Origin of the sequence: Lutibacter aestuarii (assembly GCF_042676885.1) — a bacterium.
Lineage (GTDB): Bacteria > Bacteroidota > Bacteroidia > Flavobacteriales > Flavobacteriaceae > Lutibacter > Lutibacter aestuarii.
The window spans coordinates 179,289-196,007 of record NZ_JBHTIC010000008.1 but is presented as its reverse complement, the minus strand read 5'-3'; the positions used below and the strand labels follow the sequence as shown (position 1 = coordinate 196,007).

Below are 16,719 nucleotides of genomic sequence, written 5' to 3'. Positions count from 1 at the left end.
ATATCTAGATTGCTTCTTATTTTGAAATTTTATCTCCAAGTTCTTTAATTTTAAATTTTTCTATGTCTGCAGGAGTATGTTCTTCTTTCATAATAGTCGTAATTTTCTCTACAATTTCCGGATATTCATCAGCCACATTTATAGCTTCAGTTGGATCTTCTTTTAAATTGTACAACTCAATATCCATATTTCCTTTAAAAATATTTTTACGAATTCCTTTCCAATCTCCCATTCTTACAGCTTGCTGACCTTGATAGCTTGGAAATTCCCAATATAAAAATTGATGAGTTGGTTGATCTCCTTTTTCTAATAAAGTTGGTAAAAAACTAATTCCATCAATATCTTTAGGTAACTCAGCATTTACTAAGCTACTAAAAGTTGGTAATACATCCCAAAAAGCCGATACATGATTGGTGGTGCTTCCTGCCTTAATTTTTCCAGGCCAACTTGCAATCATTGGAACTCTAATTCCTCCTTCATAAGTAAACCCTTTGGTTCTTCCATATTCATTTGAGAAAGGTTTGGCACTATTAAAATATTCAGCATCTACTCCCCCTGTGTATGTGGGTCCATTATCGCTTGTAAATACAATAATGGTATTTTCATACAAATCCAAATCCTTTAACTTTTGAACGATTTCTCCAACTTGGTCATCTAAATAAGTAATCATTCCTGCATAAGTGGCATTTGGATATCTTGTTGGAAAATAACCTTTATCGCCCACATAAGGTGCTTCTTCTCCAAACAGTTTTACGTATTTATCTACATATTGATGAGGTACTTGCAACGGTAAATGAGGTAAAGGAGAAGCATAGTACATAAAAAATGGCTGCTCTTTGTTTTCCTCAATAAATTGAAGAACCTCTTGTTGCATTAATGCTGGAGCATATTCATGTTGTTCATATTTTTGATAACTTTCAGAAGCCATGATATCAGCTCCCTTATCTAATTTGGTATTTGGAGCAATCAACTCGTTTGTTAACCAAACTTTTTCTTCATTTTTCCATAAATGTTTTGGATATAATTGATGTGCTTGACGTTGACAATTATACCCATAAAAAAAGTCGAAACCACTTTTAGTAGGTATCCCTTCCGTTAATGGAGCTCCTAGTCCCCATTTTCCAACCACTGCAGTTTTATAGCCTGCTTTTTGCAATACCTTTCCTAAAGTTGTTGTACTGTTTAAAATTGGACGCTGCCCTTCCAAATTTGGATCTTCTACTGTTTTTTTATAATTCCAAACATCACCACGCTCTGCCCATTCATCATTCCCTCTAATACGCGCATGTCCAGCATGTTTACCAGTTAACAACATATACCTTGAAGGTGCACAAACTGGGGCACCTGCATAATGCTGTGTAAATAACATACCGCTAGAGGCCAAAGCATCTATATTTGGAGTTTGAATTTTTTCTTGTCCATAAACACCCAGTTCACCATAGCCTAAATCATCTGCTAAAATGTATATAATATTGGGGTTCTTAACTTCATCTTTGTTAGGTAACTCTTTACACGAATTAAAATTAAGTGCTAAAATTAGGATAAATACTATTTTTTGAAGGCTTTGCATTGATTGTTAAATTTAAATGACCTATAATTTTGCTTTATATTAGTTGTAAAAATAAACCATTTTACATTAAATGTGTTATTTACAATTATTAATACTGAATATTTAAATCGTTAGTTCTAATTTCTTTTAATTTGAGTCGTAATTTCAATTTCATTTCAGCTACTACGTTGTTATAATTTGGGTTATTTGCTAAATTGGTAAATTGTTGAGGATCATTTTCCATATCAAATAATTCTATACCAGAACCTGCATCTTCATCGTACTGAATATAAGCCCATTTTTTTGTTCTAATTAAAAATGATTTTCCTCCTTGACTTACCGAAAATGCCATATCTCTTACTTTAGCATTTGGATTGTCGAGTGTTTTAACTAAACTTTTCCCTTGTAGGTGTTTAGATGCTTTTAATCCTGCTAATTCCGCAATGGTAGGGTATAAATCCAATAGTTCTACAAAAGAATGACATACAGATGCTTTTTTACCTGGAACTTTAATAATCATAGGAACTCTAACAGATTCTTCATGCAAGCTTACTTTCATCCAAAAATTGTGTTCTCCTAAATGAAAACCGTGATCAGAGGTAAAAATTACAATGGTATTATCTTCTATACCTTCTTCTTTTAAAGCGTTTAACACTTTCCCTACTTGGGCATCCATATAAGATACTGCAGCATAATACCCAGCTACTGCTTTTTTTTCTTGCTCAAGATTCATTTGAGCATTTACACTGGTTACATAATTAATTCCTCTTTTTGGAATATCATTCCAATCATCTTTAACTTTTGGAGGCATTTCAATCACTTCAAATGGGTAGTCTTTAAAGTACTTTTTTGGGGCAACAAATGGCACATGTGGACGAACAAACCCAACTGCCATAAAGAAAGGTTCATTTTTGTGTTGTTTAATTAACTCTATAGCTTTTAAGGCTGTTTTTCCGTCAGAATGTACAGTGTCATCTCCTTCAGCTTTTACAATAGTCATAACATTTCCACCTTTTCTTTCTATGCTTCCATCAGGATTTCCTTGTACAAGTTCAGCTTCACCTTCAGCTTTCCATTCAGGACCTTGACTATTAAAACGCTCCGTCCAAGAAGCTTCATCATCTTCACCATTAGAGCCTGTTTCAATATCAATTGGAACTCCCATATGAAAAATTTTACTCACTCTAGCCGTATAATAACCATTATTTTTAAACAATTGTGCCCAAGTATTTCTATCATTTCCAATATTTTTTCGTCCGCTAACATATCCGTACGTGGTAGTAGCATTTGGATAATAACCAGACATTAATGAAGCTCTAGAAGGTCCACATACAGGGTATTGGCTATATGCTTTAGTATATTGAACCCCTTCTGAAGCTAATTGGTCAATATTTGGTGTTTTACAAGCCTTGTTTTCATAGGAAGAAACTGCAGTAGCAGTTAAATCATCTGCAATAATAAATAAAACATTTGGTTTAGTTGACTTTTGAGCTAGTATGTCATCAACGGTTAGGAATACCGTTAATACTAAAACATATTTAAAAAATTGTTTGCGACTAAAATTTATGAATGGCATTATTTATTTATTTAAAAAAATTAAGTTCTGAAATAGTGGCTGTACTTTTATTTCCAGCAATGGTATTGGTAACTATTTTAACAAATCTAAAACTAGACTTTGTATTAAAATAATGTGTTCTTGGTGAAGGGTCATTAATTAAATTTCCAAATTCAAAGGTATCCAAATACTCCCAAGAAGATCCATCAGTACTGGTATAAATTGTTCCTTTTTCTATCATCCCTAAAATATTATTTTTTGGAGGAAGATATTCAAAACCTTTCAATGCTATTAACTTTCCTAAATCTATACTTATACTGTGATTGGTTCCAGAAGTTGATTGCCAATAAGTTGTTGGGTTTTCATCAAAAGCAAAATAAGCTTGATGCTTTTGTTGTTCACTAGAGACTTCTAAAACTTTCCAAGTATTTTTTAAAATTCCTAAAGTTTTAGCACTTATACTTCCTTGATCTGAATTTACATAAGCAACCGCTTTTATGATTCCTGATTGGTATTTAAATGGCACTGTGTATAATTTTGATTTTTTAGTGGGGGTACTACCATCAATTGTATACCTAATTTCAAGATTGCTTTGTAAATTTTTACGACTATTTTCTCCATGAGGTTTCCAGCTAAAGTTCGTAGTTTTTGGTTCAATTTTTACCATTCCATTAAGCGTTCTATGTATTGTTAATTGAGGTGGTGTAGCTTTGTAATAATGTGCTGAGATTAAAGAGATGGCAGGAGTAAATCGATTTTTTAGAATTCGAAGTCTAAATTTAGTAGAAGTTACCTCTTTAAATCGAAGAATTTTTTTATAGCCAACATTTGTTCCTTCTGCTATAAGCGTCCATTTATTGTTTAACCAGGCATCTACTGCATATTTTTCAATTCTCTCGCTATGAGTAGCAATAGCCTCTTGAAGTACCAAACGATTGATAGTAACTGGTGTTGGTGTTGATATTACCATACTCTTATTATTTTCATCAAACAGTTTATAGGTAGTATCATTTAAATCTAACACTTCTTTTGGTCCTGTTGCATATTGAAATAAATTAACGGCATACGTTTCTTTAATTCGTTTTCCAACTTCTTGTAAAACTGCAACATCTTTTGATGAAAATTTACCTTCTTTATTAGGAGGGATGTTTAATAAAAAAACAGTGTTTCCTCCAACAGCTCTTTCATACATATCAAAAACATCGTCTGCATTTCTTACTTGCTGATGTTCATCATCTCTATAAAACCACCCTGATCTTATAGAGGTATTAACTTCAGCGAATTGATAATGTAAAAAATTAGCATTATAGAGTTGAGGTCTTTCACCAATTTCATCTGAGGTTATATCATCAAACCTAGTCAGTTTATTAGGATTATCTTTATATGGAATAATATTCCACTCCGTTTTTCTTGTTTTTCCTGCTTCATTACCACACCACCTAACATCTTCTTTTCCAAAAATAACAGCTTCTGGAGCTAATGTTTTTATAAGCTCTTTCCAAGCCTGGTAATTGTATTGCTGATTTCCTTTTCTTTTAGGATGTGCTCCATCAAACCATACTTCGTGGATAGGGCCGTATTCTGTTAATAATTCAAATAATTGATTTAAAAAATATTCATTATAATCATCTACTTCAAAAGTAAACGTAGTTGTATTTTTAAACGGCCTATTTGATACTGTTTTTGGAATGATTCTTTGAGTAATTTTGCTTCCATTACCATACAAACCTTTGGGGTTTTCAATTTGAAACAAATCTGCTGGAGACAAATAAACTCCCAGCTTAAGCCCATATTTTTGACAAGAAGCCGCTAAATTTTTAAGCACATCTCCTTCACCTTTTTTAAAATTTGTTGACATAATTCCATGCTTGGTGTATCTCGTTTGCCATAAACAAAATCCATCGTGGTGTTTGGCTGTAAAAATAACCTTGGTCATACCTGCACTCTTCATAGCTTCACACCATTGATCGGTATCTATTTTTTTTAACTCAAATAATTGAGGATCCTCCATCCCTGAACCCCATTCTTTTCCTGTAAATGTATTAGGCCCAAAATGGATAAATGCAATAAATTCATCCTTTAAAGCATTAAATTGTTGCTTTGTAGGAATCACATGGGCAGCTTTTAAAATTATAGACTCTTTAGTATCATTTTGTGTAATTTCAATTGTATTTGTAGGTTCAATTTTAATCTTTTGTTGAGCCGTACTCTTAAAAAAAGTGAAGAAACAAATTGCTATTTTGAAAATCATTTTTATATGAAGTCTCATAATTTATTAATTTATTTAGCTTTAAAATTAAATGAATTCTATTGATATCAATATTAATTTAGATAAAGAGCGTCAATTTTCAATTAAATGACAGATTTTAAAGAACATCTTAACAAAATAATTATTTAAGCTAAAACCAAAATTGAACATTAGTATGTAAACTTAGAACCTTCGTCTAAAAATATAGTAAAACCCTAAGTAAATTTTTAAATTTAACTGTTTTTTAATTTTTAAAATAATTATACGTGAGATTTATAGCTTGTATATATGCACACAAAACTTCTACTTTTTATAAAAACTATATGTTCTTTTGGTTGTTGACATTTATCTTTACCAATCCTCATACCGTTTCTAGTCAACAACATAAACTCCCAAATATCATTTATATTTTAGCTGATGATCTTGGGTATGGTGATATTTCTCATTTAAATGAAGCTTCCAAAATAAAAACTCCTAATATCGATCAGTTAGCTGCCGAAGGAATTTCATTTACAGATGCACATAGCAACTCAGCTGTTTGTTCACCAACAAGATATGGTATTTTAACTGGAAGGTATGCTTGGAGAACTTGGATGAAAAAAGGAGTTCTTTGGAGTTATGATGAGCCATTAATAAAAAAAGATAGAGCTACTGTAGCCAGTATTTTAAAAAAGAAAGGCTATCAAACAGCTTGTATTGGAAAATGGCATTTAGGTTTAGAATGGGCAAAAAACATAGACGGTTCAGTAAATTTTAAGCAACCTTTAAAAAGTACTCCAAATGATGTAGGTTTTGATCTATTTTATGGAATTAGTGCTTCTTTAGACATTCCTCCATACTTCTATATAGAAAATCATAAAATTACAGCTACAAAAATTGACACTATTGAGGCTACTACCGGAAAAGGTTTTTGGAGAAAAGGCCCTATCGGAAACGATTTTAAACACCAAGACGTACTTCCTCATTTAACAAATAAAGCAATCACATATATTCAAGAAAGCACTCAAAATAATAACCCTTTCTTTTTGTATTTTCCTTTGCCTGCACCCCATACTCCAATTTTACCCTCCGCTAAATTTAAGGGAAAAAGTGAAGCTGGTGATTATGGCGACTTTGTTTTAATGGTTGATGATGTAGTAAAACAACTAGAAAACACCGTTAAAGAATTAGGTATTTCTGAAAACACTTTAATTATTTTTACAAGTGATAATGGCTTTGCTCCAGCAGCTGATACTAAAGAACAACTCCGTTTTGGACACACCCCAAGTAAAAATTTTAGAGGATATAAAGCAGATATTTACGAAGGAGGTCATCGTATTCCTTTTATTGCAAAATGGCCTGCTAAAATTAAAAAAGAAACTTCTTCAAATGAAATTATATGCCTCACAGACTTAATGGCAACAGCAGCTGCTATAGTTGATGAAAAATTAGCTGATAATGAAGCCGAAGATAGTTATAACATACTACCCGCTTTATTGAGTGCACCTTATGATACACCTATTAGAGAAGCAACTGTGCATCATTCTATTGAAGGAATGTTTTCCATTAGACAAGGAAAATGGAAGTTAGTTTTTGGTGCTGGCTCTGGAGGTTGGTCTTATCCCACTCCAAAAGAAGCTGAAGAAATGAAATTGCCAAACTATCAACTATACAATTTAGAAAAAGATATTTCTGAGACCGTTAATATTGCAAAAGAACACCCTGCTATGGTCAAAAAACTTACCTTACTCATGAAAAGCTATATTGAAAAAGGAAGAAGTACTATAGGAAAACCACAAAATAACGATACAAAAACTTCTTTTTTACCAAAAACACCTTAGCATGAATACCCATTACTTTTATACGAGCATTAAAATTTTAATTTTAGGAATTGTGCTGGTTTATAACCTCAACCTAAATGCACAGTCTAAAACAAAACCCAATGTAATTATTATTTATACAGACGATCAAGGTGCTGTAGATTTAGGAAGTTATGGGGCAAAAGATATTTATTCACCAAATATAGACCAACTAGCTAAAGAAGGAACACGCTTCACCCAAGGGTATGTTGCTGCTCCTGTATGTGCACCTTCTAGAGCGGCTATGTTAACAGGAAAGTATCCTCAAAATGCAGGTGTTTCTGGAAATACTTCAGCAACTCCAAATTCCAAAGGGTTGCCTGCAGAACAATATACCATGGCTGAACTATTTAAAGACAATGGATATGCTACTGGTCATATAGGAAAATGGCATTTAGGAATGGATGAAGCTAGCAGTCCTAACAAACAAGGTTTTGATTATTCTTTTGGGCATTTAAGAGGTTGTATTGACAATTATTCTCATTATTTTTATTGGGAAGGTCCTAATGTGCATGACTTATATGAAAATGGCAAAGAAGTTTTTTATGATGGTACTTATTTTCCAGATTTAGCTTCTGAAAAAGCAATTAATTTTGTGGAAAATCAAAAAGATCAACCATTTTTCTTGTATTATGCCATAAACATGCCTCATTATCCATACCAACCAACTGAAAAGTGGAGAGAATTTTATAAAAATACTCCTAAACCTAGAGGAGATTATGCCGCATTTATATCTACCATTGATGAAAGAATTGGTTTTTTAGTTGACAAATTGGAAACATTAAATCTTTTGGAAAACACCATTATTATTTATCAGTCAGATAATGGTTATTCAACGGAAGTAAGAGCATTTAATGGTGGAGGAAATTCTGGGCCTTACAGAGGTGCAAAAAGTAGTCTTTTTGAAGGTGGAATTAGACTTCCTACCATTATTCAATGGAAAAATCACCTTCCTAAAAATACCGTAAACCATCAATTTTTAATGAATCTTGATTGGATGCCAACACTTGCTAGCCTATGTGGATTTACAACTCCTTTAAAAGATATTGACGGAATGGATCTTTCCCAAATGATTAAAAATCCAGCCACAAACTCCCCTAGAACCAGTGCTTTTTGGAAATATGGAAATCAATGGGTTGTTAGAAAAGGAAATTGGAAACTGATTGGAAATCCGAAAGACACTTCACATAAAGGAATCTTAAATTTTGAAAATGATGCCTTGTTTTTAACCAACTTAAAAATGGACCTTTCTGAAATGGAAAATTTGGCTAAAAAATATCCAGAAAAAGTGAAAGAACTTATTCAAGAATATATTGATTGGGAACATGGAAACGAAAAAGACATTCCTAAAAAGATAAAAACAGTCAGTCATATAGCAGTCCATAAATTAATTACTACTCAAAGTAAATTAAATGCCAACTATCAAAATATTGAAGTTTTAATAGATGGTAAATTTGGATATGCTGATTTTAGCACTGGTCAGTGGATTGGTGTTGAAGGAAAAAATGTAGAACTCATCATTGATTTAAAAAATTCTGAACCTATTTCTGAAGTAGGTATCAATTATCTTTCATCTGCTGGTAATTGGATTTTTCCTCCCCAAGAATTTGAAGTTAGTTTTTCTGAAGATGGTAAAAAATTTAAAAATTTAAAATCTGTAAAAATTAAACAAACCAAACAGCAAAATAGTATCGACTATGCCTCTTTAAGTACCTCTCAAAAAAGTAGGTTTGTAAAAATAACCATAAAAGGTATTGGAGTTTGTCCAGATTGGCATACTGGAGCTGGTAACCCTGCTTGGTTTTTTATTGACGAATTAATCATAAAGTAATGATTAAAAATATTTTTATAAGTTTATGTCTTTTCATTTCAACGATAGGATATAACCAAAATAAACCTAATATTGTATATATCAATATTGATGATTTAGGATGGACAGATCTCTCATGTTATGGAAGTACATATTATGAAACCCCTAATATAGATAAACTCGCTGCTAAAGGCATAAGGTTTACCAATGCATATGCTTCAGCTGCAAATTGCGCTCCCAGTAGAGCTGGCTTACTGTCTGGCATGTACAGCCCAAGACATGGAATTTATACCGTGAATAATTCTGATAGAGGAAAAAGTAAACATCGTAAATTAATTCCAATTAAAAATACCACTGTACTTCATGATTCTATAATAACTATTGCTGAAGCTTTAAAAAAATCAGGATATACAACCGCTTCTATTGGTAAATGGCATTTAGGTAAAACTCCAAAAACACAAGGTTTTGATTATAATGTTGGAGGAACTCATGCTGGGCATCCTCAAACCTACTTTAGTCCTTACAAAAACCCGAATCTAAAAGATGGACCTATTGGTGAGTATTTAACGGATAGGTTAACCAATGAAGCCATAACATTTATCAATAAAAACAAAAGCGCTCCTTTTTTCTTGTATTTAACTTACTATACAGTTCACACACCAATTCAGGGGAAAAAAGAGCTCATTGATAAATACAACCAAAAGAAGCCAACTAAAAATCATTTCAATTCAACTTACGCTGCAATGGTTGAAGCGATGGATAGCAATATTGGTAAATTAATGAGTGCTCTCAAAAATTTAAATCTAACTCAAAAAACACTTATTATTGTTACATCAGACAATGGCGGCTTGTACTCAGTTTCCAAGCAAACCCCTTTAAAACATGGGAAGGGCTCTTATTATGAAGGAGGAGTTCGTGTTCCACTTATCATTAATTGGGAAGCTAAAATTAAACCAAATACAATTTCCGAAACTCCAGTTAATAATATTGATTTTTATCCAACATTTTTAGAAATTACAAACACCAAAGCCCCTAAAACCCAACCACAAGATGGTCAAAACTTAACTCCTATCTTATTTAATAAAGGAACCTTCAAAAAACGCCCTTTATTTTGGCATTTTCCGATTTATTTACAAGCCGAAAAAGGTTTTAATAATGACACAGGAAGAGATCCTTATTTTAGAACAAGACCAGGTTCTACCATAAGATATGGAAAATGGAAGTTGCATTACTATTATGAAAATAACGAAATTGAACTTTACAATTTAAAGGATGATATTTCTGAAAATCATAATTTACTAGAAAGCCATACCAAAAAAGTAAAGAAATTATTAATCTTATTAAATGATTTAAGGATACAAACAAAAGCACCCATTCCTACTAAATTAAATCCAACTTATAAAAACGAACATCAAAATGAGTCTAAAAACTAACTACATTACTTTTATAAATTTACTACTTCTACTTTTTATAAGTTGTACCCCTGAAAAAAAAGAAGTTGTTAATGTATCACCAAATATCGTATTTATAATGTCTGATGATCATACTTCTCAAGCTTGGGGTATTTATGGTGGTGTTTTAAAAGATTATGTAAAAACTCCAAATATCACACAATTAGCTAATGAAGGTGTGGTTTTAAATAATGCCTTTTGTACCAACTCTATATGCGTACCTAGCAGAGCAACCATTTTAACTGGACAATATAGTCATAAAAATGGGGTATACACATTAAATGATGCGTTAAACCCTGATAGTTTAAACATTGCTAAAGTGCTACAAAAAAATGGATACCAAACAGCAATTATTGGAAAATGGCATTTAAAAAAAGAACCTAGCGGCTTTGATTATTACAATATTTTACACGATCAAGGCAGGTATTGGGATCCTATTTTAAGAACTTCAGAAAACTTTTACAAACCTGCTGAAGAATGGGATATCCATAAAGGCTTTTCAACTGATGTAATTACAAATTTATCAATCAAATGGTTAGAGCAAAGAGATCATAGCAAACCTTTTATGTTAATGACTCATTTTAAAGCAACTCATGAACCTTTTGATTTTCCTGAAAGATTTAAAGATCTATATAAAGATATTGAAATTCCAGAACCAACTAACTTACTAGATTTTTATTCAAAAAATTCTGAAAGAACCTTTGAGGGTCAAACTCTAGAAAATTTGGGGTTACGATGGGAAACAGCTTCAGCTGATCCAGATAGTTGGTGGTGTAAATATCCTGAACTTCCATTTTCAGTTAAAGGAATGGATTCCATTACTGCTAGAAAACATATTTATCAAAAACTTGTCAAGGATTTTATGAGATCTGGTGCAGCTATTGATGATAATATTGGAAAGTTATTGGACTATTTAGAAAATTCGGGATTGGCAGAAAACACGGTGGTTATTTATACTGCCGATCAAGGATACTTTTTAGGAGAACATGGCTTTTTTGACAAACGTTTAATTTATGAAGAATCTCTTAGAATGCCTTTTGTAATTAGATACCCTAAAGAAATAAAAAGCGGTAAAAGAATTGATGATCTTATTTTAAATATTGATTTTCCAGCATTAATGGCTGACTATGCAGGAGTCAAAATTCCTGCCTCTATACAAGGAAAAAGTTTTAGAGAAAATTTAAAAGGGAACACTCCTAACAATTGGCGAAAATCAGCCTACTACCGTTATTGGCAACACTATCCAGTAAGACCGGGTCATTTTGGAATTAGAAATGAACAGTACAAATTGGCGTTTTTCTATGGTCAAGCATTAGATATGACTGGTTCTTCCAATGAAACCACAGCTCCAACTTGGGAGTTTTATGATTTAGCAAATGATCCACATGAAAATCATAATCAATACCAAAACCCTAATTATGCTGAGATTATTAAAGATATGAAATTAGAATTGGTAAAGCAACGAAAAGCTTATGGCGATACTGATGATAATTACCCTATAATAAATGAACTCCTAAACACCTATTAGAACAATTAAAAATTAATAATAATATTATAGAAATTACTGTAATACTTTTGATAACATCTGAATTCAAACTATATTTGTGTGTTCGAACACATTATTTTGAGTAACTAAAAAGCAAAAAGTGATAGCTTAAAAATGACTAGCAATATGATTACTTCGTTTAAAATACACAATAAGCTAAAAAATACTAAACGTATTTTACTATTTTGTTTGTATATAGGATCCGTTAACTTTATTTTTTCACAAAACAAAATCAAAACAACTGACAGACCAAATATTATCTTAATTATGGCAGATGATTTAGGTTGGGGAGATGTAGGTTTTAACGGAAATAAAATCATTAAAACCCCTAATTTAGATCAACTCGCAAATAATGGCATTACTTTTAAACGATTTTATGCGGCTGCTCCAGTTTGTTCACCTACAAGAGCAAGTTGCTTAACTGGTAGAAATCCTTATAGACAAGGCATTTATACTGCAAATACAGGAAAATTAAAAAAAGAGGAAATTACACTATCTGAGATTTTAAAAGATGAAGGATATCAAACAGGAATTTTTGGGAAATGGCATTTAGGAACACTTACAACAAAAGAAAATGATGCCAACAGAGGAAAACCTGATAATTATAAACACTACTCTACCCCAGATATGCATGGGTTTGATGAGTATTTTGTAACCGAATCTAAAATACCAACTTTTGATCCTTTAGTGTATCCTGAAATTTTTGATGAAAAGCAAGGTGAAAGTTGGAGATATGGTTGGTCTGCAATAGAAAATAAAAAAACCAAAAATTACGGTACATCCTATTGGACAGGTAAAGACGAAAAAGCATTAGTAAAAGATATTGAAGGAGAAAACACTAAAATTATCATGGATAAAGCCATTCCTTTTATAGCTAAAGCCATAAAAAGCAACACTCCTTTTTTTACAGTAATTTGGATACATACCCCACATTTACCAGTGGTAACTGATAAAAAAAATAGAGATATATATTCTAAATATACCCATCAAGAACAATTGTATTATGGAAGTATCACCGCAATGGATACTCAAATTGGGAGGCTCTATGATTTTTTAAAAAAACAAAAAGCAGCAAATAATACAATGATTTGGTTTGCTTCAGATAATGGTCCTGAAGTAAACACTCCAGCTACCGCTGGAATCTACAGAGGAAAAAAAAGAGATTTATATGAAGGCGGTTTGTTAGTTCCTTCATTTTGTATTTGGCCTCAACAAATACCTTCAGGAAAAACCACCAATATAGCTTCGGTAACTAGTGATTATTTTCCTACAATTTTGGCTATGTTAAATATAAAAAATAAGAGTACCTATCCTATTGATGGAATTGATTTAACCAATGCCATTTATGGAAATCAAAAAGAAAGATATTCTGGCATAGGATTCCAATACCCAGATAAAATGTCATGGGTAAATGATACTTATAAGCTAATTAGAAATGGGAAGGATAAGGCTTTCGAAATGTACCATCTTATAAATGACCCCAAAGAAAAAAATAACATTATTAATAAATACCCTAAAATAGCCAACCAATTAAAAAAAGAACTATTTGATTGGGTTAAATCTTGTGAAAAAAGTGAAAAAGGTGCTGATTATCATAATCCTAAAACCAAAAATTAATGATGAAATATTACCTCCTTGTTTTAAGTTTTGTTTTCTGCATTTTATGTAGCTCATGTAGTGAAAAAAAAAGAGAAACCAATTTAGTGAATAAATCACCTAATATTGTTCTAATAGTTGTGGACGATTTAGGCTTTGCTGATATGAGTCATACTGGTTTAGCCACAGATGTAAAAACACCCAATATTGATGAACTTGCTAAAAATGGGGTATATTTTAACAATGCATACGCTACTTCATCCATTTGTAGCCCTTCAAGAGGTGGATTAATCACTGGAAGTTATCAACATCGCTGGGGAACTTTTTGGTACGGAGGAAAAGGTATTCATAATAACAATTATAAAACCATTCCAGAACTATTGAAACAAAAAAACTATACTACTGGCTATGTAGGAAAAGTTCATTATGGTTCTAATGACTATCAGACTGATAATAGAAGCTTCCCTTTAAATCATGGGTTTGACTATTATTTTGGAAATACTTCTGCCCGTAAACATTATTTAAATCATACAGACTCAATAGAAACGGCTTTTCAAAAAGTTAAGGAAGAACATCATAAAAAAGGACAAAGTTTAAGGCAACAAGCTTTTTGGAAAAATAAGTCTAAGTTTGATACCATTGGATTTTCTACAGAAATCTTTGGAACAAAAGCTCGAAATTTTATTCATAAAAACAAAAACAATCCGTTCTTTTTACAAGTATCTTTCAATGCAGTTCATAACTTTACACATCAACTTCCTAAAGAATATTTAGAAAAAAAGGGATTAAAAGGCTTAGAAGATTGGGATCCTGCTAAAGAAGAATATTACGATTGGTATCAAAAAGCACGATACCCAAACAATCCTGAAGGTAGAGCTTTATACTTAGGTCAACTAGATTATTTAGATACTGAAATTGGGAAAATAACTAGCTATTTAAAAGAGGAGCATTTATTAAAAAATACTATTCTAATCTTTATAAGCGACAATGGAGGCTCCACTCCTATTTATGCAAATAACGCCCCATTTAAAGGTTCAAAATATACTTTATATGAGGGAGGTATTCGAGTTCCACTAATAATTACATATCCACAAAATTTTCAAAAAGGAAAAACATTAAATAATGTTGTAAGTGCTATGGATATTTTACCAACTATTTGTGCAGCAACGGGTATTGACATTCCTTCTAATATTGATGGAATTAACATGTATGATGTATTAAACGGAACTAATAATAAGTTACAACACGAGTTTTTAGTATGGGATAATAATGCCCAAACAGCAGTAAGAAAAGGCTCATGGAAATTAAGAACTGCCAGTGACAAAGCCAAAAGCAATTCTGAATACGAAATGGTTGAAATGGAGTATGGAACGTATTTATACAATTTAGAAAACGACCCAGGCGAAACTACCAATTTGGCAAAACAGTATCCAAAAATTATGAATGAATTAAAAAATATTCATCAAGCTTGGAGAACCGAAATTAACGAAACCAATCAATAAAAAATACAGAACCCATGAAAATTAAAGTAGTTCTCTTAATTCTAACATTTTGGTTGCCAACTATGGCACAACAAACAGAGTTTCATATCATTCCAAAACCCAATCAAATAGAAATATTTAATGGATTTTTTGAAATTCATAAAAACACTCAAATTGTAGCTTCGGAAGCTACTCTAGAAACCGCAAAACAGTTTCAAAGTTTTATATTCAATCGCTATCACTTAAAATTAGCTATTGGAAATACGCAACAAAAAAATAAAAATAATATTGTTCTAAAATTAGCTAATAATCTTGCTAAAGAAGCATACCAATTGTCCATTACTAAAAATCAAATACTTATTACAGGTGGTTCACTTACAGGTATTTTTTATGGATTTCAAACGATACAACAATTTTTGCTTCAACAACAAACCATAGAGCTTCCAATAAAACTTCCAGTATTAAAAATTGAAGATGCTCCAAAATTTGGTTGGAGAGCATATATGTTAGATGAATCTCGTTATTTTCATGGAAAAGATTTTGTAAAATTAATCTTAGATGAAATGGCTTTATTAAAAATGAATATTTTTCATTGGCACTTAACCGATGACGCTGGCTGGAGAATTGAAATAAAGAAATATCCTAAACTTACCGAAATTGGAGCTACAAGAGCTGATTCAGAAATTGAAACTTGGGGAAGTGGTAAAACTTCTGGCAAACCACATAGTGGTTATTACACACAAGAAGAAATAAAGGAAATTGTTGCCTATGCGGCTGCTAAACATATTACTATAGTTCCCGAATTTGAAATGCCTGGACATTCTAGCGCAGCAATTGCAGCTTATCCTTGGTTGGGTACTTTAGGTAAAAAAATTGAAGTTCCAGTTAAATTTGGTCGCCATTATGACAATTACGATGTTACCAAACCAAAAGTACAACAATTTATCAAAGATGTTTTAAATGAATTATTTGAATTATTTCCATCAGAAGTAATTCATATTGGAGGAGATGAAGTTGGTTATAAAGTATGGGAAGAAGCCGAGCATGTACAAAAATACATGAAAGAAAAAGGCTTGAAAACACCAGCCGATTTACAAATTTATTTCACAAATAATATCTCCAAATTTATTGAAAGTAAAGGAAGAAGAATGATGGGGTGGAATGAAATTATGGGAAAAAATATTCATAAAGGATTTGAAGAAAAAAAACACGACAAAGAAGCTGAAACATCTTTAGCGCAAAATGTAGTGGTTCACTTTTGGAAAGGAAATTTAGAATTGGCTACCGAAGCTGCAGAAAAAGGTTATGGTATTGTAAATTCTTTACATAGCAACACGTATTTAGATTACAGTTACAAATCAATTAGTTTACAAAAAGCTTATAACTTTAACCCTATTCCTGAAGGGTTAGAAGAAAAATACCACAAAAACATTTATGGTTTAGGCTGTCAAATGTGGAGTGAATGGACACCAACTAACAATGAAGTAGCATACCAAACCTTCCCTAGAATTGCTGCTTTTGCTGAAGTTGGATGGACCAATACAACTGCTAAAAATTTTGAAACTTTTAAACAAGCCTTAAAATTATTGCAGCAACATTGGAAAAATAAAGGGATTAACTATGCTAATAAACTTTAATTAAAATA

At 31.8% G+C, this 16,719-nt stretch carries 10 protein-coding genes; 7 read left to right on the top strand and 3 right to left on the bottom strand.

Features of this window, described 5'->3' with window-relative positions:
• Window positions 1-16: 16 nt before the first annotated feature.
• The 3 genes from ACFQZW_RS08380 to ACFQZW_RS08370 all read right to left on the bottom strand — a co-directional run bounded on the left by ACFQZW_RS08380 (window position 17) and on the right by ACFQZW_RS08370 (window position 5,373).
• Window positions 17-1,570: an arylsulfatase gene (locus tag ACFQZW_RS08380; RefSeq protein ID WP_386782326.1), complete on the bottom strand. Its 1,554-nt coding sequence runs from the start codon at window positions 1,568-1,570 to the stop codon at window positions 17-19.
• A gap of 88 nt (window positions 1,571-1,658) precedes the next feature.
• Complete coding sequence (locus ACFQZW_RS08375) at window positions 1,659-3,125, bottom strand: sulfatase (RefSeq protein ID WP_386782323.1); 1,467 nt, start codon at window positions 3,123-3,125, stop codon at window positions 1,659-1,661.
• Between the two features lie 7 nt (window positions 3,126-3,132).
• Window positions 3,133-5,373, bottom strand: coding sequence for an alpha-L-fucosidase (locus ACFQZW_RS08370; RefSeq protein WP_386782321.1), 2,241 nt, complete (start codon window positions 5,371-5,373; stop codon window positions 3,133-3,135).
• A 245-nt stretch (window positions 5,374-5,618) separates the two neighbouring features.
• On the opposite strand from ACFQZW_RS08370, the gene ACFQZW_RS08365 reads away from it, so the two are divergent.
• The 7 genes from ACFQZW_RS08365 (at window position 5,619) to ACFQZW_RS08335 (ending at window position 16,711) form a co-directional block, all read left to right on the top strand.
• Window positions 5,619-7,172, top strand: a complete 1,554-nt coding sequence (locus tag ACFQZW_RS08365; protein ID WP_386782319.1) for a sulfatase family protein — start codon at window positions 5,619-5,621, stop codon at window positions 7,170-7,172.
• Between the two features lies 1 nt (window position 7,173).
• Window positions 7,174-9,021: a sulfatase-like hydrolase/transferase gene (locus tag ACFQZW_RS08360; protein WP_386782317.1), complete on the top strand. Its 1,848-nt coding sequence runs from the start codon at window positions 7,174-7,176 to the stop codon at window positions 9,019-9,021.
• Complete coding sequence (locus ACFQZW_RS08355; RefSeq protein WP_386782315.1) at window positions 9,021-10,433, top strand: sulfatase; 1,413 nt, start codon at window positions 9,021-9,023, stop codon at window positions 10,431-10,433. Before ACFQZW_RS08360 ends, ACFQZW_RS08355 begins: the two co-directional genes overlap by 1 nt.
• The gene (locus ACFQZW_RS08350; RefSeq protein WP_386782313.1) at window positions 10,417-11,979 is read left to right on the top strand and encodes a sulfatase family protein; all 1,563 of its coding nucleotides are present in this window, start codon (window positions 10,417-10,419) and stop codon (window positions 11,977-11,979) included. Before ACFQZW_RS08355 ends, ACFQZW_RS08350 begins: the two co-directional genes overlap by 17 nt.
• Window positions 11,980-12,111: 132 nt before the next feature.
• Window positions 12,112-13,614: a sulfatase-like hydrolase/transferase gene (locus ACFQZW_RS08345; RefSeq protein ID WP_386782310.1), complete on the top strand. Its 1,503-nt coding sequence runs from the start codon at window positions 12,112-12,114 to the stop codon at window positions 13,612-13,614.
• Window positions 13,614-15,095 (top strand): sulfatase family protein, encoded by a 1,482-nt coding sequence (locus ACFQZW_RS08340; protein WP_386782308.1) that lies wholly within the window; start codon window positions 13,614-13,616, stop codon window positions 15,093-15,095. The genes ACFQZW_RS08345 and ACFQZW_RS08340 overlap by 1 nt, the downstream gene beginning before the upstream one ends.
• 14 nt (window positions 15,096-15,109) lie before the next feature.
• Complete coding sequence (locus tag ACFQZW_RS08335; RefSeq protein WP_386782306.1) at window positions 15,110-16,711, top strand: beta-N-acetylhexosaminidase; 1,602 nt, start codon at window positions 15,110-15,112, stop codon at window positions 16,709-16,711.
• The last annotated feature ends 8 nt before the right edge of the window (window positions 16,712-16,719 follow it).

What these genes read in the sequence shown, in the direction of transcription:
- ACFQZW_RS08380 (WP_386782326.1), bottom strand. Translation starts at nt 1,570, where the DNA reads ATGCAAAGCCTTCAAAAAATAGTATTTATCCTAATTTTAGCACTTAAT.
- ACFQZW_RS08370 (WP_386782321.1), bottom strand. Translation starts at nt 5,373, where the DNA reads ATGAGACTTCATATAAAAATGATTTTCAAAATAGCAATTTGTTTCTTC.
- ACFQZW_RS08375 (WP_386782323.1), bottom strand. Translation starts at nt 3,125, where the DNA reads ATGCCATTCATAAATTTTAGTCGCAAACAATTTTTTAAATATGTTTTA.
- ACFQZW_RS08355 (WP_386782315.1), top strand. Translation starts at nt 9,021, where the DNA reads ATGATTAAAAATATTTTTATAAGTTTATGTCTTTTCATTTCAACGATA.
- ACFQZW_RS08360 (WP_386782317.1), top strand. Translation starts at nt 7,174, where the DNA reads ATGAATACCCATTACTTTTATACGAGCATTAAAATTTTAATTTTAGGA.
- ACFQZW_RS08350 (WP_386782313.1), top strand. Translation starts at nt 10,417, where the DNA reads ATGAGTCTAAAAACTAACTACATTACTTTTATAAATTTACTACTTCTA.
- ACFQZW_RS08345 (WP_386782310.1), top strand. Translation starts at nt 12,112, where the DNA reads ATGACTAGCAATATGATTACTTCGTTTAAAATACACAATAAGCTAAAA.
- ACFQZW_RS08340 (WP_386782308.1), top strand. Translation starts at nt 13,614, where the DNA reads ATGATGAAATATTACCTCCTTGTTTTAAGTTTTGTTTTCTGCATTTTA.
- ACFQZW_RS08335 (WP_386782306.1), top strand. Translation starts at nt 15,110, where the DNA reads ATGAAAATTAAAGTAGTTCTCTTAATTCTAACATTTTGGTTGCCAACT.